At 45.9% G+C, this 25,041-nt stretch carries 19 protein-coding genes, 3 tRNA genes and 1 other RNA gene; 4 read left to right on the top strand and 19 right to left on the bottom strand.

The window, feature by feature from the left end; translation table 11 throughout:
• Positions 1–11: 11 nt before the first annotated feature.
• From MUB50_RS10840 to MUB50_RS10820, 5 genes are read right to left on the bottom strand one after another with little or no spacing between them, the layout of a single operon-like run.
• A complete protein-coding gene (locus MUB50_RS10840) occupies positions 12–2,165 on the bottom strand; it encodes an RNA degradosome polyphosphate kinase (protein ID WP_118608261.1) in 2,154 nt (717 codons plus the stop codon).
• 16 nt (positions 2,166–2,181) lie between these two features.
• A complete protein-coding gene (locus MUB50_RS10835) occupies positions 2,182–3,717 on the bottom strand; it encodes a Ppx/GppA phosphatase family protein (RefSeq protein WP_118513710.1) in 1,536 nt (511 codons plus the stop codon).
• Positions 3,718–3,751: 34 nt separating this feature from the next.
• Positions 3,752–5,071 carry an ATP-binding protein gene (locus MUB50_RS10830; RefSeq protein ID WP_330590837.1) on the bottom strand — a complete coding sequence of 440 codons (1,320 nt, stop codon included), beginning with the start codon at positions 5,069–5,071 and terminating at the stop codon, positions 3,752–3,754.
• 21 nt (positions 5,072–5,092) lie between these two features.
• Positions 5,093–6,223, bottom strand: coding sequence for a prephenate dehydratase (gene pheA / locus MUB50_RS10825; RefSeq protein WP_118608260.1), 1,131 nt, complete (start codon positions 6,221–6,223; stop codon positions 5,093–5,095).
• On the bottom strand, positions 6,220–7,518 hold the full coding sequence (locus MUB50_RS10820; protein WP_244790949.1) for a bifunctional folylpolyglutamate synthase/dihydrofolate synthase: 1,299 nt from the start codon (positions 7,516–7,518) through the stop codon (positions 6,220–6,222). The genes pheA and MUB50_RS10820 overlap by 4 nt, the downstream gene beginning before the upstream one ends.
• A gap of 252 nt (positions 7,519–7,770) precedes the next feature.
• On the opposite strand from MUB50_RS10820, the gene MUB50_RS10815 reads away from it, so the two are divergent.
• The 3 genes from MUB50_RS10815 (at position 7,771) to MUB50_RS10805 (ending at position 9,596) form a co-directional block, all read left to right on the top strand.
• Positions 7,771–8,172: a putative ABC transporter permease gene (locus MUB50_RS10815; RefSeq protein WP_022426606.1), complete on the top strand. Its 402-nt coding sequence runs from the start codon at positions 7,771–7,773 to the stop codon at positions 8,170–8,172.
• Positions 8,173–8,241: 69 nt separating this feature from the next.
• Positions 8,242–9,165, top strand: a complete 924-nt coding sequence (gene pyrB / locus MUB50_RS10810) for an aspartate carbamoyltransferase (protein WP_118513714.1) — start codon at positions 8,242–8,244, stop codon at positions 9,163–9,165.
• Complete coding sequence (locus MUB50_RS10805; protein ID WP_118513716.1) at positions 9,159–9,596, top strand: aspartate carbamoyltransferase regulatory subunit; 438 nt, start codon at positions 9,159–9,161, stop codon at positions 9,594–9,596. The genes pyrB and MUB50_RS10805 overlap by 7 nt, the downstream gene beginning before the upstream one ends.
• Positions 9,597–9,779: 183 nt before the next feature.
• Here the strand turns inward: MUB50_RS10805 and rnpB are convergent.
• The 11 genes from rnpB to MUB50_RS10750 all read right to left on the bottom strand — a co-directional run bounded on the left by rnpB (position 9,780) and on the right by MUB50_RS10750 (position 20,685).
• Positions 9,780–10,130, bottom strand: an RNA gene (gene rnpB, locus MUB50_RS10800) — RNase P RNA component class A.
• A 56-nt stretch (positions 10,131–10,186) separates the two neighbouring features.
• Positions 10,187–11,560: a sodium-dependent transporter gene (locus MUB50_RS10795; RefSeq protein WP_118625385.1), complete on the bottom strand. Its 1,374-nt coding sequence runs from the start codon at positions 11,558–11,560 to the stop codon at positions 10,187–10,189.
• A gap of 167 nt (positions 11,561–11,727) precedes the next feature.
• A complete protein-coding gene (selD, locus tag MUB50_RS10790) occupies positions 11,728–12,762 on the bottom strand; it encodes a selenide, water dikinase SelD (RefSeq protein WP_244790947.1) in 1,035 nt (344 codons plus the stop codon).
• A 215-nt stretch (positions 12,763–12,977) separates the two neighbouring features.
• Positions 12,978–14,645, bottom strand: a complete 1,668-nt coding sequence (locus MUB50_RS10785) for a nucleoside kinase (RefSeq protein WP_182466185.1) — start codon at positions 14,643–14,645, stop codon at positions 12,978–12,980.
• A 73-nt stretch (positions 14,646–14,718) separates the two neighbouring features.
• A complete protein-coding gene (locus MUB50_RS10780; protein WP_118513722.1) occupies positions 14,719–15,501 on the bottom strand; it encodes a Nif3-like dinuclear metal center hexameric protein in 783 nt (260 codons plus the stop codon).
• A complete protein-coding gene (locus MUB50_RS10775; protein WP_243101100.1) occupies positions 15,488–16,216 on the bottom strand; it encodes a tRNA (adenine(22)-N(1))-methyltransferase in 729 nt (242 codons plus the stop codon). The genes MUB50_RS10780 and MUB50_RS10775 overlap by 14 nt, the downstream gene beginning before the upstream one ends.
• Positions 16,209–17,336: an RNA polymerase sigma factor RpoD gene (gene rpoD, locus MUB50_RS10770; protein WP_021651146.1), complete on the bottom strand. Its 1,128-nt coding sequence runs from the start codon at positions 17,334–17,336 to the stop codon at positions 16,209–16,211. The genes MUB50_RS10775 and rpoD overlap by 8 nt, the downstream gene beginning before the upstream one ends.
• A gap of 39 nt (positions 17,337–17,375) precedes the next feature.
• Positions 17,376–19,169: a DNA primase gene (dnaG, locus tag MUB50_RS10765; RefSeq protein WP_118513724.1), complete on the bottom strand. Its 1,794-nt coding sequence runs from the start codon at positions 19,167–19,169 to the stop codon at positions 17,376–17,378.
• A 19-nt stretch (positions 19,170–19,188) separates the two neighbouring features.
• Entirely contained in the window at positions 19,189–20,199 is a 1,011-nt protein-coding gene (locus MUB50_RS10760) for a deoxyguanosinetriphosphate triphosphohydrolase (protein ID WP_022426754.1), read from the bottom strand.
• Between the two features lie 289 nt (positions 20,200–20,488).
• Positions 20,489–20,573, bottom strand: a tRNA-Leu gene (locus MUB50_RS10755).
• A 27-nt stretch (positions 20,574–20,600) separates the two neighbouring features.
• Positions 20,601–20,685 (bottom strand) — tRNA-Leu (locus MUB50_RS10750).
• Between the two features lie 767 nt (positions 20,686–21,452).
• On the opposite strand from MUB50_RS10750, the gene MUB50_RS10745 reads away from it, so the two are divergent.
• Positions 21,453–22,772: an ATP-binding protein gene (locus tag MUB50_RS10745; protein ID WP_244790945.1), complete on the top strand. Its 1,320-nt coding sequence runs from the start codon at positions 21,453–21,455 to the stop codon at positions 22,770–22,772.
• A 115-nt stretch (positions 22,773–22,887) separates the two neighbouring features.
• On the opposite strand, the gene MUB50_RS10740 is transcribed toward MUB50_RS10745, so the two are convergent.
• The 3 genes from MUB50_RS10740 to MUB50_RS10730 form a co-directional block, all read right to left on the bottom strand.
• Positions 22,888–22,972 (bottom strand) — tRNA-Leu (locus MUB50_RS10740).
• 271 nt (positions 22,973–23,243) lie between these two features.
• Entirely contained in the window at positions 23,244–23,570 is a 327-nt protein-coding gene (locus tag MUB50_RS10735) for a cupin domain-containing protein (RefSeq protein ID WP_015525755.1), read from the bottom strand.
• A 241-nt stretch (positions 23,571–23,811) separates the two neighbouring features.
• Positions 23,812–25,035: an LL-diaminopimelate aminotransferase gene (locus MUB50_RS10730; protein WP_244790943.1), complete on the bottom strand. Its 1,224-nt coding sequence runs from the start codon at positions 25,033–25,035 to the stop codon at positions 23,812–23,814.
• Between the last annotated feature and the right edge of the window lie 6 nt (positions 25,036–25,041).

Below are 25,041 nucleotides of genomic sequence, written 5' to 3'. Positions count from 1 at the left end.
CTTTTCTTTTACTATTTTATAATATCCTCCGCCGGTTCAGCCGGTACGAAAACTCTCTTCTTTTCTTTTTTCTCCTTCTTTGCTGCCCTGGCCCGCTCGGTAGCCTCCCTGCAGAATTCCATCTGGGAATTTATCAGCGTTTTGCCACGTTTGTCCTGCTTCTCATACAAACCGGAGGGCTGCAGGATATGTGCTTTTACATTGTCACGGAATTCCAGATCCAGCACATGCATGATCTCTTCCTTGATCCGCTCATCTTCCACAGGGAAAACAATCTCCACACGACGGTCAAGGTTACGTGGCATCCAGTCCGCACTTCCCATATAGATTTCATCGGAACCGCCATTGCGGAAATAGAAAATACGGCTGTGCTCCAGGAAATTGCCGACGATCGAACGCACGTGGATATTTTCGCTGATACCCGGAATGCCCACCTTCAGGCAGCAGATGCCGCGGATCAGAAGATCGATCCTTACGCCACAGGAAGAAGCATAATACAGCGCTGCTATGATCTCAGGGTCACACAGAGAATTCATCTTTGCCGCAATGTGAGCCTCTTCTCCCTTTTTCGCATGCTCCGCTTCTCTTTCGATCATTTTTACAAAACGGTCCTTCATCCAGATCGGCGCAACGATCAGGCGATTCCAGCGCTTCGGCTCGGAATATCCGGAAAGCATGTTGAACACAGCAGTTGCATCCTCTCCAAACCGTTCGTCACAGGTAAATATACCGCAGTCTGTATAAAGCTTGGCTGTGGAATCGTTATAGTTTCCGGTTGCCAGATGCACATATCTGCGGATTCCGTTTTCTTCTCTTCTCACAACAAGAGTGATCTTACTGTGTGTCTTCAGCCCCACCAGACCATAGATCACATGACAGCCTGCCTTTTCCAGCATTTTTGCCCAGACGATATTGTTTTCCTCATCAAAACGCGCCTTCAGTTCTACAAGAACGGAAACCTGCTTGCCGTTTTCTGCAGCCTGAGCAAGTGCCGCAATGATGGGTGAATTGCCGCTGACGCGATACAGAGTCTGCTTGATCGCCAGTACATCCGGGTCCTTTGCCGCCTGACGCACAAAATTCACCACCGGATCAAAACTCATATACGGATGATGCAGGAACACATCACCCTCCCTGATCACCTGGAAAATATCTTTGTCATTCTGAAATGCCGGCACTGCTGCCGGTTTGTATTTCGGTTCCTTGAACTGATCGTATCCGTCAATACCATAAACCTTCATCAGCATGGTCAGATCCAGCGGTCCGTTGATAAAAAAGATATCATCTCCATGAACCTGAAACTCCATTTTCAGAATATCCAGGAGTCGCGGATCCATCTTATCTTCCACTTCCAGGCGGATCACCTCTCCCCACTGGCGCTTTTTCAGCTGTTTCTGGATCTCAACCAGAAGATCCTCTGCTTCATCCTCGTCAATAGGAAGATCCGCATTACGCATGATCCTGTACGGATGGGCACAGATCACATCATAGCTTAAGAACAGCTTGTCGATGTTGCGCTCAATGATCTGTTCCAGAAGCGTTACGGTTGTATGGCCTTTTTTCTCAGATGGAATGATCACTACTCTTGGAAGTACAGAAGGCACCTGTACAGTGGCAAAATCAATCTCTTCTTTTCCTTTTTTGGTATCTTTTTTGGAAAGAAGTGCTCCGATATTCAACGTTTTATTACGGATCAGAGGAAACGGTCTGGAAGAATCCATTGCCATTGGTGTCAGGACCGGATATACATTGTCCTCAAAATACTGATCCACAAACTCTTTCTGCTTCTCGGAAAATGCCTCGTGCTCAAAGATCACATGAAGTCCTGCTTTTTCAAGTGCAGGGACCAGAGACCGGTTTAATGTACTGTACTGTACGTGAACAAGCTCATGTGTCTGCCGGCTGATGGCTTTCAGCTGTTCCTTGGCTGTCATTCCTGCAATATCCGTTTTTTTGTATCCTGCATGAACCTGATCCTTCAGGGATGCAACACGGACCATATAAAATTCATCCAGATTGGATGAGGTGATACTCAAAAATTTCATTCTCTCAAACAGAGGCAGATTTTTGTCTCTGGCTTCACTGAGCACACGATCATCAAATTTGATCCAGCTCAGTTCTCTGTTTACAAAATATTCCGGTTTGTCAAATTCCTTAAATTTCATACAAAAGCCTCCTCCGTTATCTTTTTCCCTTCCGTCTCATTACAAGCCGGATGCCAAACACCTCTTCAAAAAATTCCTTTTTATCTTTCAGAAGTCCCAGCTCCAGCGAAACATCCCTTGCGGAATCCACCACCAGGTAAAGAATCCTGTCTTTTAAGGTTACATTAAGCGCTTTTACCTTCTGGTAATGGCTTCTGTCCATAGCATTGGCCAGACGGAGAATTGCGGTCAGCTTCGCAGTCAGGAGATAATTTTCCCTGCTCATGGATGTTTCACGGTTGATCTCTTCGTAGCAGCCGAATTCTCTGGTATTGTACCTTACCGCACTGGCGATCACCTGCCGCTCCTCTGTGGAAAGACCTATGATCTCCGTAGCCATGATGATTCGGTAAGAGCATTCTGCCACCTCACTCATACTGATATATTTTCCGCAGTCATGAAGAAGAACCGCGATCTGCAGAAGAAGCCGTTCACGTTTTCCCATGCCGTGGATCTTCCTTGTGCTGTCAAAAATATCCAGTGCCACATCGGTAGTTCCTGCAATGTGATTCTTTCCGCTGGAATACCTTTTGGCAATGTTCCTGGATGCCACCAGGATATCATTTTCAAAATTATGTACACTTTTCAGATATTTATTTTTTTCCGCATGGTCATAGGCGATCCCGTCCAGAAGAGAAACACCCGGGATCCAGAGTGCTTCTGCCTGAAAGATTTCTATAAAGTTTCGAATGATAACCATGTTCGGCACGATCAGAGACGCATATTCCGGTTCCAGCTCCATGGATTCGGCAAGGTCATGATCGGACATGTTTACAATGGTCTCGTATTTCTTCAGGAATTCCTCCTTTGTAATGATATTCTCTCCGGATCTGTCCTGAAAAATCGTATCTGTGAGAAAATCTCCCATCAGGATCAGATTTGAGATTTCCTTGTCTTTAAGATAAAGGCGTTGAAAGCTTATCAGATCATTTCGGATAAATTCCTCTATCAGCCGGTCATAATGTGGAGTTGTTTTCTCCAGTTCTTTCAGACGTTCGCGGATACGAAGACTTCCCATACGGATACTCTGGGTCAGCACCAGAGCATCTTTGTCAAAGAGAGAAATCTGCAGATTTCCTCCTCCGATATCCAGGATCGCCGTACCCTTCTGAATAGCCTTTTTGAAGCCGGATTCAATGGCAGCAATGGATTTATATCCCAGGAAATGCTGTTCCGCATTGCTCAGGATCTCTACCCGGATACCAGTTCTCTGATATATCTGCTCCAGGATGATCACCGGATTTTCCAGCTCACGGAGAGAGCTTGTTGCACACGCACGCCAGCTTTCCACCCCAAATTCAGCCATCATGCGTTTAAAATCATTAAGGATCCCGCAGAGCTCATCCACAGTCTCCATCTCCAGCCGTCCTGCAGCGTAAGTTCCACGGCCCAGCTCCAGCTGGTAACGGACATCATTGATCTCCCGGAAGCCGATCCGCTTTGACATTTCAAAGATCTTCATACTGACTTCATAGGAGCCTATATCAATTGCTGCAAAGGTTGTCACCGCCATAGTTTTTCATCCTTTCCCCCAATACACAGGTAAACTATTTCTTTTTTTCTTCCTCTGTTCCCACAATGTAATCAATAAACTGCTGTGCTGCACGTCCGGTCAGTCCGCCGTGAGAAATCTCCCACTGGTTGGCTTTCAGAAGCAGTTCCTCCTCCGGCATGGTAACTCCATAACGGGCTGCCAGTGTACGGACGATCTCCTGGAACTGTTTTTTGTCCGGTTTGCCAAAGTAGATACGAACCCCAAAACGATATACCAGAGAAAGCTTCTCCTGTACGGTATCGGAGGAATGCAGATCATTGTCATCTGCGATCTCCAGCTTGTCTGTGGCACGCTCACGGACAAGATTACGCCGGTTACTTGTGGCATAGATCAGGACATTGTCCGGTTTTTTCTCAAGCCCGCCCTCGATCACTGCTTTCAGGTATTTATATTCAATTTCAAATTCCTCAAAGGAAAGATCATCCATATAAATGATAAAACGATAGTTACGGTTTTTGATCTGGGCAATGACTTCATTAAGATCCTGGAACTGATGCTTATAGGCCTCAATGATACGAAGTCCCTGATCATAATACTGGTTCAGGATTCCCTTGATACTGGAAGATTTGCCGGTTCCCGCATCGCCAAAGAGCAGACAGTTGTTCGCCTTTCTCCCCTGTACAAATGCCTCTGTATTATCAATGAGCTTTTTCTTGGCGATCTCATATCCTACCAGGTCATCGATCTTCACATGTGCGATTCTTGTGATAGGCTGGATCTCCACCTTTCCCTCTTCATCGTGGCCGATACGGAATGCCTTATGAAGGCCAAGCTTGCCAACACCGAAATCTTTATAGAAGGATACCATGTCATCCATAAATTCTTCGGTTGTGGTGGCTGCTGCCAGGGTTTTGCTCATCTGGCAGATACGGTCACGGATCCTGGTGTTAAAGAGCTTGCTGTTCTCATCCGGTGTCTGGTAATCACAGATCACCCTGCAGCATACAGTTCCGAACACTTTGTCAAAGACCGTGATGTCAAAATCATACAGTTCCTTAAAAATCTGGAAATCATTTTTTGCCAGGTCGTTAATGCTGCCCTTGATCGCTCCCCGGATCTCGCTTGCCATACTGAAAGCGTTCTCATGATTTACCAGAAGGAAGGTAAGATATGTATGCCAGATATTTCCGGAAAAGCCGTACATTCCTGCCAGCTCCACCAGCCCGTTGACACTTTTGAAAAACTGGTCTTCTCTTGCCTTGAGTGCTTCTTCATCAGCTTCATAAAGATTGATAAGCTCTGCCATATCGTTCAGTATCTCGCCGTTTGAAAATTCACGGTAAAGGATACATTCCTGAATTCTTGCCAACATAATAATTAACTCCTCTGTATCTTAATAATTTCCAAGAACACGGAGAACATTCGCCTCCGCCTCGATTCCTCTTAACGCATTTTCCACAGCGCTTTCGCCAAGCTTCCCTGTGAAATCCACGAAGAAACGGTATTCCCAGGATTTTCCCGGAATCGGACGGGATTCGATCTTGGTCATATTCAGACCGTTGTATATGATATGGGAAAGCATGTTGTAAAGAGTTCCGCTTTCATGAGGCAGTTCAAAACAGATGCTGATCTTCCCGGCCTTTTCCTCATATTCCGGTTTCCTGCTTACAATAATAAAACGTGTGGAGTTTGCTTTTTCTCTGCAGATATTTTCTGCAAGGACCTTCAGACCGAATACCTCACCAGCCTCACGGCTTGCGATAGCTGCCACACCTTTGTCTCCCACTTCACTGACCTTTTTTGCCGCTCCTGCGGTGTTTTCCACTTCTTTCTTTTTCCAAGAAGGGTTTTCCTCCAGAAACGCTTTGCACTGGGCAAGTCCCTGGGGATGAGAGCATACTTCCCTGATATCCTTGATCTGTGCATCCGGCATTCCCAGAAGCACATGATCCACACGGATGATCTGCTCGCCCACGATATACAGCTTGTATTCCATAAGAAGGTCATAGATATCAGCCACGATACCTGCAGTAGAATTCTCAATAGGAAGTACCGCATAATCGGCCTTGCCATGGGTTACATCCTCCATAGCTGTCCTCCATGTTTTTACATGGTAGCTTTCAATATTTTTTCCAAAGTACTGCCGCATAGCCGCATAGCTGTAAGCTCCCTCTACACCCTGGAACACAACCGTTGCGTTTTCAAGGGGAACATGCTTCACAGTTGTGAAGTTACGCTCTCCGTAAATCCCATGCTCTGTCAGCAACTGGTACTGTCTCTTACGGCTGATGGCCATGATCTGACGGAAAAGTTCCTGCACGCCAAGGCTGTTAAAGTCTCCGTGAGCCTTGTTTTTCAGCGTATGGATCTTCTGGCTCTCACGTGCCGGATCCAGTACCTGCTTACCGGTTTTTATTTTATATTCAGCGACTTCCTCACTCACCTTCATTCGTTTTTCAAAGAGACGTACGATCTCACTGTCGATCTCATCGATCTCGTCTCTGTATCTTTCCAAATCCGTCATTGGTTTCCTCCGTTATGTTTCCTGATAATTTCTGTAAGATCCCCCAGGAACGCCAGGGAACCAAAAGCAATGATCACATCCTCTTTTCCTGCCAGATGATAGGCCTCTGCCACTGCAGCTTCGATGTTGTCAAAGGGTCTTACATCAGAATGAAATTCCCGCACCGCATCTGCCAGTTCCTGAGGGGTCAGAGCCCTGGGGTTATCCGGTGCTGCGATCGTCAGGATGGTATCTGCATATTTTTCTGTTTTCCGGATGACCTTTCGGTAATCCTTGTCACGGAACATTCCCATAATGTAGATGATCCTTTTTCCCCTAAAATACCGCTCAATAGACGCAGCCAGCATGTCTGCTGCTGCAGGGTTATGAGCTCCGTCAACCACAAAATCCGGTTCTGTCCCGAGAAGTGCAAATCTTCCTGGCCAGGTGGTACGTTTCAGTCCATCCTGTCTCTGGACCAGTGTTGTGGGATATCCCTGTTCATTCAGGATTTCCAGTGCCCGGAGCGCTGCCACCGCATTCTCTTTCTGATAAGCACCTGCCAGGGATATTGTATATTTTTCTCCTTTATAAAGAAAAGTCTGGCCGGTTATGGATGCTTCCAGTACCTCTGCGCTGTCCCGGTCTGCTGCCTCGTACGGCACATTCTGTTCTTCACATATTCTCCGTATGACCGCCTCTGCCTCCGGCTGCTGCTTTACAGTTACCATATGACTGTCCGGTTTAATGATGCCGGCCTTTTTTTCTGCTATCTCGCCCAGGGTATTTCCAAGAAATGCCGTATGATCCATACTGATGGATACCAGAATGGAAAGAACTGTAGTACGTATAATGTTGGTGGCATCCAGATCGCCGCCCATACCAACTTCCATTAATACCAGATCGCATTTCTCATCCTGAAAATAAAGAAATGCGGCTGCAGTTTCAATTTCAAATACTGACGGATGCGGTTTTCCCTCTTTTACGATCTCATCGATCACCTCCGCGATCCTTGTCACATATGCTGCAAATTTCTCTCTGCTGACAGGTTCTCCGTTAACCTCCATCCTCTCTCTGTAGGAATAGACCGCCGGGGAAATATATCTTCCGACCCGGTAACCTGCACCTGATAAAGCGGAATACAGATATGCGATCACCGAACCCTTTCCGTTAGTTCCAGCTACATGAACATACTTCAGTTCATCCTGGGGATCTCCAAGCCGCCTCATCATCTCTCTCATATTTTCCAGGCCCAGAACAATTCCCTTTTTCAGTTCCGCGGCTCTGATGTAGGCACGACTTTCTTCATAATTCATCGTCTGTTTTCTCCTTCCGCATGTGTTGATGATCCATTACTGCTTTTTCACTTTGCAGTAATAATTTTGTTCATTATAACCCACGTGTATATTTTTTTCAAGGCAGGGAAGGCTATTAAAGACGCTTTTCCACGTTAAATATATGTAAAGTCCAGGCGGATATTCACAACCCCGCAGGGAACTTTCTTAATCCAGTTAAACTAACATTTTCCGGAAAGCGCAGGATTTCTGCTGATGAGAAGGAGCTTTAAAATGCAAAAGAAGGATTTTTTTCTGTGCGGTTTTACAGGCTGGTGTCTGGAGATCTTATGGACAGGACTGCACTCTCTTGTCACCGGACATTTTACTATGATGGGCAAAACCTCTCTTCTGATGTTCCCTGTTTACGGACTTGCAGCACTGATCCGTCCGGCTTACTACAAGCTTGCCCGCTTTCCGGTTATGGTACGGGGGATCATTTACAGCTGCGGGATTTTTTTCGTGGAATTTTTAAGCGGATCTTTTTTTCAGAAGCTTCACATCTGTCCCTGGGATTATTCTCATGTTCCGCTTCAGTATAAAGGAGTGATCCGACTGGACTATGCTCCTCTGTGGTTTTTTACCGGTCTCTTTTTCGAATGGCTTCTTCGACAAAATCCTCGGAAAGTCTCTTGAAAATCTCACAGTTATATTATATGATAATTGGAAGGAATCTTATTTCCAGTAAATAATTGGAGGTACAACATGAGACATTTAATGAGTCCTTTGGATCTCTCGGTCGAAGAGCTTGATAAGCTTCTGAATCTCGCCGACGACATCGGGAAAAATCCAAAAAAGTATGCGCATACCTGTGATGATAAAAGGCTTGCGACATTGTTTTACGAACCAAGTACACGTACACGTTTAAGCTTCGAAGCAGCCATGATGAATCTTGGAGGAAAGGTTCTCGGTTTTTCTTCTGCTGATTCCAGTTCCGCATCCAAAGGCGAGAGCGTTGCCGATACGATTCGCGTTGTTTCCTGTTATGCAGATATCTGTGCTATGCGCCATCCGAAAGAGGGTGCTCCGCTTGTAGCTTCTATGTCATCCAATATTCCGGTGATCAATGCCGGTGATGGCGGCCACCAGCATCCTACCCAAACATTAACCGATCTTTTAACTATCCGTTCCCTGAAGGGCAGACTTGACAATATTACCATCGGCCTCTGCGGTGACCTGAAATTTGGCCGTACCGTTCACTCTCTGATCGAGGCTCTGGTCCGTTATGAAAATGTGAAATTTGTTCTGATCTCTCCGGAGGAGCTTCGTATTCCAAGCTATATCCGTGAGGATGTTCTGAAACGCAACAATGTCGAGTTTGTCGAGGAGGAACGTCTGGAGGATGCACTTCCGGATCTGGATATCCTGTACATGACACGTGTTCAGAAGGAACGTTTCTTCAACGAAGAGGATTATGTCCGCATGAAAGATTTCTATGTTCTGGACAAACAGAAAATGGAGCTTGCACCGAAGGATATGTATATCCTCCACCCACTCCCACGTGTTAACGAGATTTCTGTTGAAGTGGACTCTGATCCGCGTGCCGCTTATTTCAAACAGGCCCAGTATGGTGTGTATGTCCGTATGGCCCTGATTCTTACATTACTGGAGGTGGAACTGCCATGTTAAACGTAGGTGCTCTTCGTGAGGGTTATGTTCTGGATCATATCAAAGCCGGCAAAGCAATGACGATCTATCACGACCTGAAGCTGGATAAGCTGGATTGTACGGTTGCTATTATCAAAAATGCCCGCAGCAAGAAAATGGGAAAAAAGGATATCATCAAGGTTGAATGCCCCATCGAGGATCTGGATCTGGATATCCTTGGTTTTATCGATCATAATATTACCGTAAATATCATCAAGGACGAAAAGATCGTTGCAAAGAAAGAGCTGAAGCTGCCGAAGCAGGTTGTGAACGTGATCAAATGCAAGAATCCTCGCTGCATTACTTCCATCGAGCAGGGACTGGATCAGATTTTTGTTCTTGCAGATGAAGAGAATGAGGTTTACCGGTGTAAGTATTGTGAGGAGAAATATCGAGGTAAACGGAATAAATAGGAATTCAGGGATTCCTGCGGGAATTATTGACAAACGGACGCGTACGGCTCCTGCGAAGGCCTGAATATCGAAGCGGGGACCGGACGCTGTGTTTTCATAGAAAAGTTTTTTACAAAAAAGCAACTGATATTTTACAGAACATATCTGCAAAATACAGTTGCTTTTATTATGTGCTTATTATCATACACAGTCAGACCGATAAGCCGGGTTATGTCGTTGGGTGATCATCTATCTAGGCCTTCCGTTGCCAGAAGGCTCCAGCGACCTACCTGAAAGCACGACGGGCCGCCGTATGGCTTTCTTCTCGGTCTTGCTTCGAATGGAGTTTACATGTGCCCGCTCTGTTACCACAGCGGCGGTAGTCTCTTACACTGCCTTTCCACCCTTACCCCGCAAAACGGGGCGGTTTATTTCTGTTGCACTGGTCTGGGAGTTACCTCCACCGGACGTTATCCGGCATCCTGCCCTGTGAAGCCCGGACTTTCCTCGTCTGGACCCTTTCGTCTGTCCAGCCGCGATCACCTGGCCTGGCTGCGCACCTGCTATTTTAACACAGGTGTATAGACTTGTAAAGTTGGAATTTGTTTCTGCTACATGGAAATCCATCCAAATGCATTTGCCACAGAGCTGAAAAGAATAATCGCCGCAAAGATTGGGCAAAGATACCGGATCATAAAATTAAAGATTCGTTTTCTGCGGAAAGTGCCACCTTCCTGCAGTACTTCATCTTCAATCTTCTTTATACCGACTACTCTGGATATCAGAATACAGGTAGCAATCGCTGCAATCGGCATCATGACAGAGTTCGTCAGGAAATCAAAGAAATCAAGGAACTGCATTCCAATGACCTTAACACACGCCAGAGGACCATAGCCAAGAGAAGAAAGACTTCCGAGAACAACCATGATAACTCCGATAAATACTGTTGCCTTCTTGCGTCCCCATTTCAGTTCATCCTGAAAAGTAGATACTGCACTCTCAGTCAGTGCAATAGAACTGGTCAAGGCTGCACAGAGAACCAGTACAAAAAACAGGATTCCAACCAGAGTTCCAAATCCCATGCTTGCGAATACCTTCGGAATCGTAATAAACATCAGTGCCGGTCCTGCCTGTAACGTATCCGGTTCTCCACCGGAGAATGCAAACACTGCCGGAATGATCATCAGACCTGCCATCATTGCGATCGCTGTGTCAAAAATTTCTACATTTTGTGTAGAACCTTCAATAGACACATCCTTTTTCATATAAGAACCAAAAGTTACCAGAATACCCATTGCGATCGACAGGGAATAAAACATCTGTCCCATTGCCGCAACCACTGTCATCCAGGAGAAGTTTTTGATATTTGGTATCAGAAAATATTTCACGCCTTCCAGTGCTCCTGGTCTTGTTACCGAATAAACGACAATGACTATAGACAAAAATACCAGTATCGGCATCATTAATTTGGAAACTCGTTCCACGCCATTCTGCACACCTGCATAAATGATCACCAGCGTAAGCAGTGCAAAGAACAGGAAACAGGTTTCTGTAGAAAATCCATCCGCTATAAAAGCAGAAAAATATCCGTCTTCGGCAAGAGTCTGACTGCCTCCCTTTACATACTCCACCAGGTATTTAATTACCCAGCCACCGATCACGGAATAATACGGCACGATCAGAACCGGTATGATCGCATTGATCCAACCGCCCAAAGACAGCCACTTTGATTTACCAAAAGCTCCAAACGCACCTACCGGACTTTTCTTTGTCATGCGTCCCAGAGCTGTCTCTGCCACGATCATAGAATATCCGAAGGTCAATGCCAGAATGATATAGATCAGTAAAAAAATTCCACCGCCGTACTTTGCCGCCAGATAAGGGAATCTCCATATATTCCCAAGCCCTACTGAAGCACCGGCTGCAGACAGCACAAATCCGATCTTCCCGGAAAATGTACTTCTCTCATGTTTGTGTTTCTCCATAATTCTTCCTTTCCCGTCACATATTTGTTTTTTTCATATTCTTTCTTTATGTCTTCTCAATTTCCGCCCATATGATGATACCACGCTTTTATCTCTCAGGCAAACAATATATAAAAAAATACAGAGCTTATATTTTCCTGCCAGGCGTCCGCTCGTCAATTCAAGCCCTACCGGAGCACCAACGTCCACTCCTGTCGATCCACAACCTCACCGATCACCCCGGCCTGCAAACCAGACTCATCCAACCGCTTCATAATCTCCGGCACATCCCTCTCCGGAACCGCCGCCAGCAATCCCCCGGAATTCTGCGGATCAAACACCAGATCCTCCCTCCAGAGCTCTGCCACACTTTTCACTCCGGTTTTCTCAGCAAACTCCCGGTTCCTGTAAGCCCCACCCGGAATCAATCCCATAGAAGCAAACTCCTCCACATCCGGAAGCACCGGCAACTTCTCCGTATCGATCACAATCGTCCGGTCACTGGCCACAGCCATCTCCGTAGCATGTCCCCCAAGACCAAACCCCGTCACATCTGTACAGGCATGAACCTCAAACTCTTTAAAAACCTCACAGGCATCTCGGTTCAGTTTCTTCATGGAATCCAAAACCGCCTTACGTGCACCTTCCGTCACCAGATCCGCCTTGATCGCCGTATTCACGATCCCCGCACCCAGCGCCTTCGTTAGGATCAGCTTATCCCCGGTCTGCGCTCCAAAATTCTTCCAGAACTTCCTCGGATCTACAAAACCCGTCACACTGAGCCCATACTTTGGTGTGTCATCCTGGATCGTATGGCCACCGGCAAGAACCGCACCAGCCTCCATCACCTTATCCGCACCACCACGCAGGATCTCCCCAAGGATCTCCACATCCATATCCTTCGGAAACGCCACAATATTCAAAGCGGTCTTCGGAGTTCCACCCATAGCATACACATCACTCAATGCATTGGCCGCCGCGATCTGCCCGAAATCATAAGGATCATCTGCCACCGGAGTAAAAAAATCCAGTGTTTGGATCAGTGCCAGATCTTCGGAAACCTTATAAACGGCCGCATCGTCCGAAGTGTCCGTTCCAACCAGAAGATCCGGATCACAGAACTTTGGCAGCCCGCCAAGAACTCCTGCCAGAGTCCCCGGTCCTACCTTAGCTGCACAGCCACAGTTTGGAGCCAGTTTTGTCAGTTGTACTTTTTCTTTCATGATCACTTTCCCTTTCCTTTAAGCCCTGTAAATCCCGTCGTCTATCCGCAGTACCACAGAGGACTTTACCTTTTCCGATTCACACTCAAAAGGCTCCACACACCACAGATCCCATGCACAGAGAAATCCTGATCTTCTCACCTTTGTGCCAGCCGATGTCTGCACTGCATAGAGCCTTATATCTACACATAGCTTTTTTTATTTATACAATTAATTTATACATTAAAACAACTACCGCCAATAAACTCCCTCAGAAGCGAATTAAACGGAACGCCTTCACTGGGCACCGGCACAAAATAATCCAGGAACTTCAAAAGCCGCTTCGCCTCCTGATACTCAGGTTCACTCTTGTCAATTCCAAAAAGCAGCGGTTCCGCATAAACCTTCAGGCAGGCAAGCTCATACACAAGAGCAGAATTAAACATCACATCTGCTTCCTCCTGGAACGGAAAAATATTCTGCTCCTCGCCTCTCCGTACAGAAGGCCACCTTGCAATGGTATCCTTTGCGGAAGTTCCACGTGTACGTGCATCACGGACAATTCGGCGGATCAGCCTTCCATCTGTTGTGGGAATCCGGTTATGCTCATCAATGTTCAGCTGTGTCAGCGCACTGATATAGATCTTAAACTTACTCTCTTTTGGAAGGGCATAACTCAGTTTGTCATTAAGCCCGTGAATGCCTTCGATGACCAGGATATCATCTTTTCCAAGCTGAAGCTGGTCTCCTCGGTATTCCCTGCATCCGGTCTTGAAATTAAATGTAGGAAGATCCACAGTTTTTCCCGAAAGGAGATTCAGCATATCTTCATTAAACTGCTTCGTGTCAATAGCTTCCAGACACTCATAATTCTTTTCTCCGAATTCATCCAACGGCGTATGTTCACGATCCACAAAATAGTTATCCACAGCAATAGGATGCGGCTTCAGACCATGAGCAGAAAGCTGAATCGATAATCTGTGAGAAAAACTGGTCTTTCCGGAAGAAGACGGGCCTGCGATCATTACGAACTTTACATTGCCCCTTCTCCGGATCTCCTCGGCAATCGAAGAAATCTTGGCCTCATGAAGTGCCTCTTGGATCAGCATCAGGCTCTGCACACCTTCTCTTGTGATCCGGTCATTGAGATCTCCCACAGTGGCAACATCCAGCTTATCGCCCCACTCTTCCGATTCCTTCTGCACACGAAAGATCTTATCCTGGGGTTCAAAAGGCTCCAGCACATCCGGGTTCTTCTGCCTCGGAAGGATCAGCACAAAGCCTTCATCATAAAGCTGCAGATCAAAATACTTCACATAGCCGGTATCCGGTGCCATAAATCCGTAAAAATAATCCTCGAAATTTTCCAGGCTGTAAATATTCACTCTGGAAACCCGCCGATAACGGAACAGCTTTTCTTTATCATACATATGATGCCTGTGGAACATGGAAACGGCATCATCCGTGCTGACACTGCGTTTGCAGATTGGAAGCTTCCGGTCTACCAGTTCCCGCATCCGCACCTTCACCCTGTCAAGAAGCTCCTGATCCAGGGTAGCACTGCCTTTCATGGTAAAATAAAGAGCATTTCCAATAGAATAATGGATCACAACATGATCCACATTCTCTTTTCCGGCTACATCAAAAATTGCCTTCAAAAGAATAAAGATCGCACTTCTCCGATAGGTTTTTCGACCGGCACTGTCCTTTGCGGTTATAAATCCCAGTGTACAGTCATGCCTCAGCTTCTTGTGAAGCTCACGGAGCTTTCCGTTCTCAGTCACAAGGATCACCGGATACTCTGTTTTGCCCTCATAATCCCTTATGATCTCAGAATACGGTGTCATTTTGGGATATTCCCTTGTTTCTCCGTTTATGGTCACTTTAATCATTGTCTGTTCCATAACGATCACCTCCACAGGCTTATATTTGTACTGCTGTCACATATCATGAACGCGATCCTTTTACGATCTGTGTTCATAAAACAGTATATGGATTTTTCACACTGGCGCAGGTTGTCTTAAGCGCAGGGAATGCCTCATTCAGCTCCTTCTCCATAGCTTCCGCAAAAATATACTCCGTACCGTAATGTCCGGCATCTACGATCGCCAGACCATCTGCCATAGTATCGATGGCAGTATGATAATCAATATCTCCTGTCACATATACATCCGCACCGGCGGCCATTACATCACCGATCATACTCTTTCCGCTTCCTGTACAGATCGCCACAGTCTCGATCTTCCGGTCCAGATCACCGTAAACCCGCACATCCGGAATATGATTGCATTCTTTTACATATTTTCCAAACTCACCAAGAGTCATAACATGGGAAAGCTTTCCCACTCTTCCGAACCCCTCCGGCTGCTCACCGGATCCATCGGTAACTGTAAGCACCCTTGTATCCTGAAGCTTCAGATGATCTGCGCTTAGATCTGCCATTCCGATCACATCATAATTGGTATGCATGGCAAAATACGGGATATCCTCCTTTATCAGACGGAGGATCTTTCTTCCGGTAAAGGTATGATTGTTGATCTTTTTGATCCCGGAAAAGATCATTGGGTGATGGGTAAGGATCATGTCCGCACCGGACGCAACCGCCTCATCCAGCACCGGTTCTGTAAGATCCAGTGCAAGAAATACATGGGAAATCTCTTTCTGGTCATCTCCCACCAGCAGTCCCACATTATCCCAGTCCTCCGCAAATTTCTGCGGATGGTGCTCATTCAGCCATTCGATCAGTTCATATGCTTTCATATCGTTTCAGAGCTGTATGGATCAGCTCCATTTCCTCCTTTACTTCTGCCAGACGAGTTTTTGCGGAAACAGATTCTGCCCCGGAAAGACCGGCAAGTATTTTCTTACGGATCATTTCCTCTCGGAGAAGATACTCTTTAAGGACCGGGTGACGTTTTTCCAGAAGGAGCGGTCCAAACCAGGCCTCTTCCTCTGTGTAAACAGTCTTTTTTCCCGAATTGTTGCGTACCGCTTTCATCATAGGATAAAATTTTCCATCTTCTTTTATCATTTCTTCCCTTACGATCTCCCAGCCGATCTCAGAAAGAAAATGCCGGAAATGAGGAAGGTCCGACTGAGGCTGCAGGATCAGTTCCTGAAACCCCTCCCGGACCTTCGCTCCATCCTTCAATATCCTTTCCATCAGAGGACCACCCATTCCCGCGATCACCAGGGTATCACCTTCTCCCGGCTCAAGCTTCGCAAGCCCGTCGCTCAAACGGGTCTCTATGTAATCTTCAAGGCCATAACGGGTAATATTCTCCCTGGCTCTTGAAAGCGGTCCCGGACGTACATCCATGGCAATGGCTGACGGAACTGTTTTTTCACTGACAAGCCAGATCGACAGATAGCCATGGTCACATCCTACGTCTGCCAGCCGGTTTCCTTTTGTTACCATACCGGCAATAGCACGAAGACGCATGGAAAGCTGTACAGATATATTTTTATCAGTCAAGATAATCCTTCAGCTTGCGGCTGCGGCTGGGATGACGCAGCTTGCGCAAAGCTTTTGCCTCGATCTGACGGATACGCTCTCTTGTGACATTGAACTCTTTACCAACTTCCTCCAGAGTTCTGGCACGTCCGTCGTCCAGTCCGAAACGGAGGCGAAGGACCTTCTGCTCACGGTCAGTAAGCGTACTTAAGACTTCTACCAGCTGCTCCTTCAGAAGTGTAAATGCAGCTGCATCTGCTGGTACCGGAACATTATCATCCTGGATGAAATCGCCAAGATGACTGTCTTCCTCCTCACCGATAGGAGTTTCCAGAGATACCGGCTCCTGGGAGATCTTAAGGATCTCACGTACACGGTCCACCGGCATGTCCATCTCCTCAGCGATCTCCTCCGGCGTAGGTTCACGTCCAAGCTCCTGGAGCAGCTGACGGGAAACACGGATCAGCTTGTTAATGGTCTCAACCATATGCACAGGGATACGGATGGTACGTGCCTGATCTGCAATGGCTCTTGTGATAGCCTGACGGATCCACCAGGTTGCATAGGTACTGAACTTGTAGCCTTTTCTGTAATCAAATTTTTCAACGGCTTTGATAAGACCAAGATTTCCCTCCTGGATCAGATCAAGGAACAGCATTCCACGTCCAACATAACGCTTTGCAATGCTGACAACAAGACGGAGATTGGCTTCTGCCAGACGTTTCTTGGCAGCTTCATCACCCTTTTCCATTCTCTTGGCAAGCTCGATCTCCTCATCTGCACTTAACAGACTGACTTTACCGATCTCTTTCAGGTACATACGGACCGGATCTTCAATGCTGACACCTTCCGGTACAGAGAGGTCGATCTTATCAAGCTCTACCTCCTCTTCATCTTCCATCCCATCCATATCCATATCGTTATCAAGGAGGAGTTCGTCACCGCTGTTTTCTGTGATACGGAGAACGTCCACACCGCTGGCCTCCAGGAAGTCAAAAACCTTCTCCATCTGATCCACTTCCAGTGGAGAGTCCTTGAAAAAGTCGCTGATCTCCTGATATTCCAGCACATTCTTTTTCTTTTTCGCAAGTTCAAGAAGCTCTACAAGTTTCTCGCTGAATTTTGCCATATTCATTTCCATAGGTGCTCTATACCTCCATATAGTGTTTATATTTTATCCTTAATTGAAAGAAATATGCAGCTGCTGCCTCTTTCTTCCAAGGTCTTCCAGTTCTTTTTTTGCCTTTATCAGTTCCTGAAGCCCGGCCATGTCTGACGGGTCCCAGGTACGGTTTTTTTCTTTGAGGCTTTCTTCCTTGATCCGAAGCAGCGCATCGGAAAAAGCCCTCTGCTGTTCTCCTTCGTTTTCCAGATGAATGGTGGCGTTAAAAAGAGATGCCACCTCCCGCTGCTCCTCACTGTCTGTAAAGGCGTTGAGAAGCTTTCCCGGATTGGTCTCTCCCTCCTTATGCTGGTCAAACAGCATCTGGGCTACCTCTTTATACAGCGGTACCACAAAATCGGAAGGGGAAATGTATTTTTCCACCTGTTCAAAAATACCCGGATAATTTACAAGCCAGGTCAGCATCAGCTTCTGTGCTTTGTCTGCGGCGGATTCCTTTTTCTTTGTTTCCGGAGTCCCGGACTTTGGCTGGATCCGTTTCTCTGCAGGCGTCCCCTTCAGAGCCAGTGTGTTGACCCTTTTCCGGATATCCTCCGTGCCCACTCCATAGCGGCCATATTCCTTTACGATGGCTTCTATATAAAGATTCCTCTCCAGTTCATCGGAAAGCTCCAGGAGCATCCCGGCACACCGCTCAAAAAACTGATTCTGTCCCTGGGGTGCATCCATGGCAAATTCCTGTTCCGCAATGTGCACACGGAACATAAAGCTGTCCATGGCCCGGTTCAGACGTTCCTCAAAGGCCTCCGCTCCTTCATTCTTGATGAACTCGTCCGGATCCTTCCAGGGCTTCAGGCTTACTACCCTGGACGTGACTCCCGCCTCCCGCAGGATCGGGATCGCACGAAGTGCTGCCCGGATTCCTGCACCGTCACTGTCATAAAGAAGTAGAACTTCCTTGGTGTAACGTTTCACAAGACTTGCATGTCCGGAGGTCAGTGCAGTTCCAAGCGACGCCACTGCATTGGTAAAGCCTGCCTGATGCATGGCGATCACATCCATATATCCCTCACAGAGGATCAGATAATTCTTCCTGGTGGTCCTGGCCACATTCAGCCCGTAAAGATTCCGGCTCTTATCAAAGATCTTCGTCTCCGGTGAATTCAGGTACTTGGGCTTGCCATCTCCCATGACACGGCCTCCGAATCCAATGACCCGGTTGTTTACATCCATGATTGGGAAGATCACACGGTTCCAGAACTTATCATACATGCCTCGCCGCTCATCTACATTGAACAGGCCGGATTCCCTGAGAAGTTCATCACTGTAGCCCTTACCCTTAAGATATTTGTACAGATCATCACTATACTTGTCTGAATATCCAAGACCAAATTTACGGATGGTTTCCTCGGAGAGACCTCTTCCTGTGAGATATCCGTAAGCCGTCTTTCCGCCTTCTCTCCGGAGCTGATAATAAAAATACTGTGCTGCCAGCTTGTTGATCTCCAGAAGATTTGCTCTCTGTTCTGCTTTTTCTCTGGCTTCTCTGGAATACTCGATCTTCGGAAGCTCTACCCCTGCCCGGTCAGCCAGATGTGACAAAGCCTCACCAAACGAGTAATTCTCATATTCCATGATAAAATTGTATACGTTTCCTCCTGCCCCACAGCCAAAGCAGTAATACATCTGCTTGGATGGTGTTACGGAAAAGGAAGGGGTTTTTTCATTATGGAAGGGACACAGCCCAAAATAGGAGCTCCCCCTCCGTGTCAGTTTCACATACTGGGATATCACGTCTACAATGTCATTTTTCATTCGGACTTCTTCTATGATGTCATCTGAATATCGCATGCTTATCCCTCTTTTCCATTTAATAGACCTCCCAGGCTCTCGGTATATAGATCTCCCTGAATTTCTCCATGGAATACTGATCCGTCATTCCCGAAATATAATCACATACTGCCTGTTCCTTAGGTACTCCCCGGTATTCCACCAGTTCCCTGTATTCCCGGGACATTGCCTCCGGATGGTCGGTATAATATCCGTACAGTTCACTCAGCATCTGGATTACTTTATCCTCTTCCTTCCTGGCAACCGGATTCTCATAGACATTCCGGAACATCAGCGCCCGAAGCTCCATCATCGCCTCAAAAACATCCGGCGACATGGAGATGCTGTCTTTCCCCATACTGTTCTCTATAATATTATGTACGAAAGTATTCAGCCGTTCTCTCGTGGTATAGCCCAGAAAAGTTCTCATTGTGACCGGAATATCATCTTCTGTGATGATCCCTGCCCGCTGGGCATCGTCCATATCATGGTGGATATAGGCGATCTTGTCAGAAAAACGTACCACCTGTCCTTCCAGTGTGAAAGGATTTCCGCTGGTGCGGTGATTCATGATCCCATTGCGGACTTCCCAGGTAAGGTTCAGCCCGTTTCCGTTTTTCTCCAGTACTTCCACAACCCGGACGCTCTGCTTATAGTGGGCAAAGCCACCCGGATGTACCTGATCCAGCGCTCTCTCTCCTGCATGTCCAAAAGGCGTATGCCCCAGATCATGTCCCAGAGCGATCGCTTCCACCAGATCTTCATTTAAGCGAAGTGCCTTGGCAATAGTCCGGGCGATCTGCGATACCTCAAGTGTATGTGTCAGTCTGGTCCGGTAATGATCTCCCTGTGGTGCCAGAAACACCTGTGTCTTATCCTTCATACGGCGAAAAGCCTTACAGTGAAGGATCCTGTCTCTGTCTCTCTGATACGTTGTCCGCACATCGCATTCCTCTTCCGGGTGCTCCCGGCCTCTGGTATCTGCGCTGTGAGAAGCATAAGGACTCAAAAGCTCCCGTTCTCTCTGTTCCATGCTCTCTCTGATGTTCATAAGCATTTCCTCCACAGTCTGACAAACAGCGGCGACAAAATACCCTCTGTTAATTATATTCTACACAAAACCACAAATTCCTCTTTTCTGAAAAAATAATTCAAAAAATATTGGAGTTACGGTCTGATCAGCCCTTAAGATGTCCAAAATTATCCTATTGTATATGAAATGAATACAAATATATCACGGAAATCTTCCATTTCAGCTTCTCCGTCAGTACAGGCAGGCAATAATTTACTTTCATATAGCCAAAAACAGAGCTGCGATTCACAGCTCTGTTTTAAAGTCATGCGGAAGATGGGACTTGAACCCACACAAGCGCAATGCTTACAAGATCCTTAGTCTTGCTCGTCTGCCAGTTCCGACACTTCCGCATATCGCATTTCATTGGAAATTTCCAATGCGGAAGATGGGACTTGAACCCACACGAGCGCAATGCTCACAAGATCCTTAGTCTTGCTCGTCTGCCAGTTCCGACACTTCCGCATGACCGCATTTCCTTGGGATTTTTTATTTTCTCCCTCGCGACAAGTGATAGTATAGCAAAGTGGATCTTGTATGTCAACACCTTTTTTCAAAAGTTTTGTATTTTCTTGTTTTTTCTGTTATTTTGTCACTTTTATCTTTGGCCCTGCTCCTTTTGCTTTCAGGAGTTTTTTGTATGCAGTTACTTTGGATGTCGGCACTTTGAACGTACAGTTGGAATGTTTTCTATCCTGTATTTCCTTTTGAAAGAAAAAGCGCCCACTTCTGTCACAGATTCCCACACACCACATACAAAAAAGAATCCCGCCTGCAAAGGATATCCTGTAACAGAATCAACCGTGCTTACAAACAGCAATCATCCAAACGGCAGATCCGATTCAAAAAAACAGCATTCTTCTTTCTATTATCGACCGAAAAAAGGTATCTCTGGCATACTATCCTATGCAAAAGAAGGAATCCTGCTGTGATTCCGGACAAAGAGAGATTATACTCATTTTTTATTGCATTGTCTCGATGTGCTTTACTGTTGTTCCATTTGGTCAGGGATTTAAGGATATATCTCCACCGACAAAAGAACTCATGAAGCTAACGCTGGAGCAAAAGCTGGCTCACGGTGGTCATCCGGTGCTTCTGTCTACAATGATAGAGGCATTCTCTTCTTGTAAAATGCAAAAATTGTCGAATTTTAATAGTTTCTGCATTTCAGTGCACAAACTTGTTTTTTCTGTAAGTTTATGCTATACTCTTTTCACAAGGAGGAATACCAAATGATAGATACTCACGAACTCAAAAAAAGAGATTTATACTTAAATAAGATTATAGCATTTCAAGATACCGAGCCAGTTAAGGTTGTAACTGGAATTCGTAGATGTGGCAAGTCCAGCCTACTCAAACTAATGACTCTTCATTTGAAAGAAACCGGAATCACAGACAACCAGATCCTTGAAATGAATTTTGAGTCACATAAATTTAAGAACATGACTAGCGATTCTCTCTACGAATACGTCAAGCAGCACATCCAGCCAGATAAAAGAATGTACCTTTTCTTTGATGAGGTTCAACGGGTTCCTAACTGGGAGGATGCAATCAACTCTTTCCGTATTGACTTCAATTGCGATATCTATGTCACTGGTTCGAATGCTTATATGCTCTCCTCTGAATATGCTACCTATTTATCAGGCAGATGCGTAGAGATAAAGATGCTCCCATTGTCTTTCTCTGAATTTTTAACATTCCATGATTTTGAAATAAGAGAAACCAAAAGCGCGTTAGGTGGCACACGCAAGCAAGCATTTGATAAAACCGGCGAACACTATGAACTCCGAGAGGTTTTCGATGCTTACATGCTTTTTGGCGGAATGCCGGGAATTGCTGATGTTGGACTGGACCAAGAAAAGGCTCTGGTGCTACTTGAGGGTATCTACTCAACTGTTATTATGAGGGATATTCTCGAACGTGAAAATCGCAGAGGTCAAAAGAGAATCACCGACCCTGTGCTTTTGAAAAAGATTGTCATGTTTCTTGCAGATAACATCGGAAGCAGTATTTCTGTTTCTTCCATTGGCAACACCTTAGTTAATGAAGGTCTTCTAGAAGATGGAAAGCGAAAAGGAACTCCAAGCGCTCACACCGTTCAGGCCTATGTGAATGCACTACTGGAAGCATACTTCTTCTATGACATCAAGAGATTTGATATTAAAGGAAAGGAATTCTTACGTACTCTTGGAAAGTATTACATCGTTGATATCGGACTTAGAAACTATCTGCTTGGATTCAGAGACCGTGATAGCGGACATGCAATAGAAAATGTTGTTTACTTTGAACTGCTACGTAGAGGCTATGATGTCTCTATCGGCAAAGTGGATAATTCCGAAGTGGATTTTATCGCAACAAAAGTAGATGACAAACTTTATGTTCAGGTCACGGAATCCATGACCAGCGAAGAGGTTCGCAAACACGAATTAGCACCACTCCAGAAAATCAGCGATAACTACGAAAAAATAGTTCTATCCTTAAATACCGGAATGGATTCTTCCTACGATGGTATTAAATCCATCAACTTGATTGATTGGTTGATTTCAGAATAAAAAAGAAATTTTTAAGAAGGGGCTGTCCTGAAAATGTAGTTCAGCGATAACCTATAGATAAGCAAAACAAAAAGCCCCGTAAACCATCAGATTTACAAGGCTCTCAAAATAATAATGCGGAAGATGGGACTTGAACCCACACGAGCGCAATGCTCACAAGATCCTTAGTCTTGCTCGTCTGCCAGTTCCGACACTTCCGCATATCGCATTTCTTTGGGATTTTTTATTCTCTCCCTCGCGACAAGTGATAGTATAGCAAAGTGCTTTTTGTATGTCAACAGTTTTTTCTAAAAAAATCCAAAAATATTTTTTGTTTATACAATTAATACATTTCGTTCAATAACAATCTGAGACAGCTAATTTTTCATCCCAGAATTTATACTACGACACCGGTTACGCCTCAGTCGTAAAAAGAGCAGCCTCTTCAAAAAGGCCGCCCTTCTGTCTCACTTCTGTTTTTTTCTATATGGATCAGTCAAAAATGATCAGTGCCATGAACACAAGATCTGTGTCGCCTGTATTTGTAAGACCATGTCCTTTTCCATCCGGTGTGATGGTGATGTCGCCGGCCTTTACCGGGCGTTTCACACCGTTATCGTCGTACTCGCCTTCACCACTTAAGATATAGTAGGTTTCTGTCTCGCCATGATGCTCATGGTATCCCAGAGAACATCCTTTTTCGATGGTAACCTGTGCGTAAAGTCCGCATTTTCCCTTCAGCTCGTCTCCCTCAAGAATGTCTTTGATGATCACATGGCCTTTACCGCCGCACATATTTTCTACTCTTCTGATACCCATGATAAAATCCCCTTTCGTGATTGCGTAAATTTGTGAAATTTTATGGACACAGGCTTTCTGCGGCCTGCGCCCTACTTCCTGTACAATTATAAATGATATGATAAATTTTCGCAATCCTTATTGTTATTTTCGCAACCCTGCCGGGAGCTTCTATTCGAAATTGAAGCAGGATACTTCTTTGATTCGGTTAAAAAACGAAGCAGCTCTTTTCCAAAGACCTGCTCCGCAATTTGCACCTATATTACAGATTTTTAATTCTCTCAATTGCCTCAAGTGTATTCTCATAGCTTCCGAATGCAGTCAGACGGAAATATCCCTCGCCATGTGCACCAAAGCCTGAACCTGGTGTTCCTACGATGTGTGCTTTCTCAAGAAGATAATCAAAGAACCCCCAGGATGTCATCTGATCCGGTGTTTTCAGCCAGATGTATGGAGCATTTTTTCCACCGGACACAGAAAATCCTGCTGCAGAAAGTCCCTCCAGGATCGTCTTTGCATTACGCATGTAATAAGCGATCTGCTCCTTCAGCTGTGCTTTTCCCTCCGGAGAGTAAACAGCCTCGCCCGCTCTCTGTACAATGTACGGAGCACCGTTAAACTTGGTTCCATGGCGTCTTGCCCAGAGACTGTGAAGCTCTACGCCATCACGCACCAGTTCCTTCGGAACAACGGTAAAGCCAAGACGAACGCCTGTAAAGCCTGCATTTTTGGAAAAGCTTCGAAGCTCGATGGCACAGGTTCTTGCACCCTCGCACTCATAAATGCTGTGTGGAACATCCTCCTCAGAAATATATGCCTCATATGCTGCATCATAGATGATCACGCAGCCGTTTTTGTTGGCGTAGTCGACCCACTCCTGAAGAGTAGCCTTTGTGATCGCACCGCCGGTAGGATTGTTAGGGAAGCAGAGATAGATCAGATCCGGTACCTCATCTGCCGGAATTTCCGGAAGGAAACCATTCTCCTCCTTGCAGGGCATGTAGATCACACCATCAAAATTCTCACGCTCTTTGTTATAAAGACCAGTACGTCCGGCCATAACGTTGGTATCTACATATACAGGATAAACCGGGTCGCAGACTGCAACCTTGTTATCCAGTCCGAAGATCTCCTGGATGTTTCCGGAATCACTTTTTGCTCCATCGGAAACAAAGATCTCGTCTGCGCTGATGTTGCAGCCTCTGGACTGATAATCATTTTTTGCAATGGCACTTCTTAAGAATTCATATCCGAGATCCGGAGCATATCCGTGGAAGGTTTCTGCGTGTGCCATCTCGTCTACGGATTTATGAAGGGCATCGATGATCGCCGGTGCAAGCGGCTGTGTCACATCACCGATTCCAAGACTGATCACAGAATCCTTAAATTCCGGATTGGCCTCCTTATATGCGCTTACCTTCTTTGCGATATTGGAAAACAGATAGCTTCCCGGAAGTTTTAAATAATTCTGATTTACTGTAACCATAGTATT

The sequence above is a fragment of the Blautia sp. NSJ-140 genome (genome assembly GCF_022868965.1).
Taxonomy (GTDB): Bacteria; Bacillota; Clostridia; order Lachnospirales; family Lachnospiraceae; genus Blautia_A.
This window is presented reverse-complemented; position numbering and strand designations above follow the sequence as displayed.

Bases quoted from the DNA above. Each gene is read 5' to 3' on its own strand.
- rpoD (WP_021651146.1), bottom strand. From the start codon at position 17,336: ATGGAAATGAATATGGCAAAATTCAGCGAGAAACTTGTAGAGCTTCTT.
- selD (WP_244790947.1), bottom strand. From the start codon at position 12,762: ATGAAAGAAAAAGTACAACTGACAAAACTGGCTCCAAACTGTGGCTGT.
- MUB50_RS10735 (WP_015525755.1), bottom strand. From the start codon at position 23,570: ATGGGTATCAGAAGAGTAGAAAATATGTGCGGCGGTAAAGGCCATGTG.
- MUB50_RS10760 (WP_022426754.1), bottom strand. From the start codon at position 20,199: ATGAACATCAGAGAGAGCATGGAACAGAGAGAACGGGAGCTTTTGAGT.
- MUB50_RS10830 (WP_330590837.1), bottom strand. From the start codon at position 5,071: ATGTTGGCAAGAATTCAGGAATGTATCCTTTACCGTGAATTTTCAAAC.
- MUB50_RS10795 (WP_118625385.1), bottom strand. From the start codon at position 11,560: ATGGAGAAACACAAACATGAGAGAAGTACATTTTCCGGGAAGATCGGA.
- MUB50_RS10835 (WP_118513710.1), bottom strand. From the start codon at position 3,717: ATGGCGGTGACAACCTTTGCAGCAATTGATATAGGCTCCTATGAAGTC.
- MUB50_RS10815 (WP_022426606.1), top strand. From the start codon at position 7,771: ATGCAAAAGAAGGATTTTTTTCTGTGCGGTTTTACAGGCTGGTGTCTG.
- MUB50_RS10840 (WP_118608261.1), bottom strand. From the start codon at position 2,165: ATGAAATTTAAGGAATTTGACAAACCGGAATATTTTGTAAACAGAGAA.
- MUB50_RS10745 (WP_244790945.1), top strand. From the start codon at position 21,453: ATGATAGATACTCACGAACTCAAAAAAAGAGATTTATACTTAAATAAG.
- MUB50_RS10820 (WP_244790949.1), bottom strand. From the start codon at position 7,518: ATGAATTATGAAGAAAGTCGTGCCTACATCAGAGCCGCGGAACTGAAA.
- pheA (WP_118608260.1), bottom strand. From the start codon at position 6,223: ATGACGGATTTGGAAAGATACAGAGACGAGATCGATGAGATCGACAGT.
- pyrB (WP_118513714.1), top strand. From the start codon at position 8,242: ATGAGACATTTAATGAGTCCTTTGGATCTCTCGGTCGAAGAGCTTGAT.
- MUB50_RS10730 (WP_244790943.1), bottom strand. From the start codon at position 25,035: ATGGTTACAGTAAATCAGAATTATTTAAAACTTCCGGGAAGCTATCTG.
- dnaG (WP_118513724.1), bottom strand. From the start codon at position 19,169: ATGCGATATTCAGATGACATCATAGAAGAAGTCCGAATGAAAAATGAC.
- MUB50_RS10805 (WP_118513716.1), top strand. From the start codon at position 9,159: ATGTTAAACGTAGGTGCTCTTCGTGAGGGTTATGTTCTGGATCATATC.
- MUB50_RS10780 (WP_118513722.1), bottom strand. From the start codon at position 15,501: ATGAAAGCATATGAACTGATCGAATGGCTGAATGAGCACCATCCGCAG.
- MUB50_RS10785 (WP_182466185.1), bottom strand. From the start codon at position 14,645: ATGGAACAGACAATGATTAAAGTGACCATAAACGGAGAAACAAGGGAA.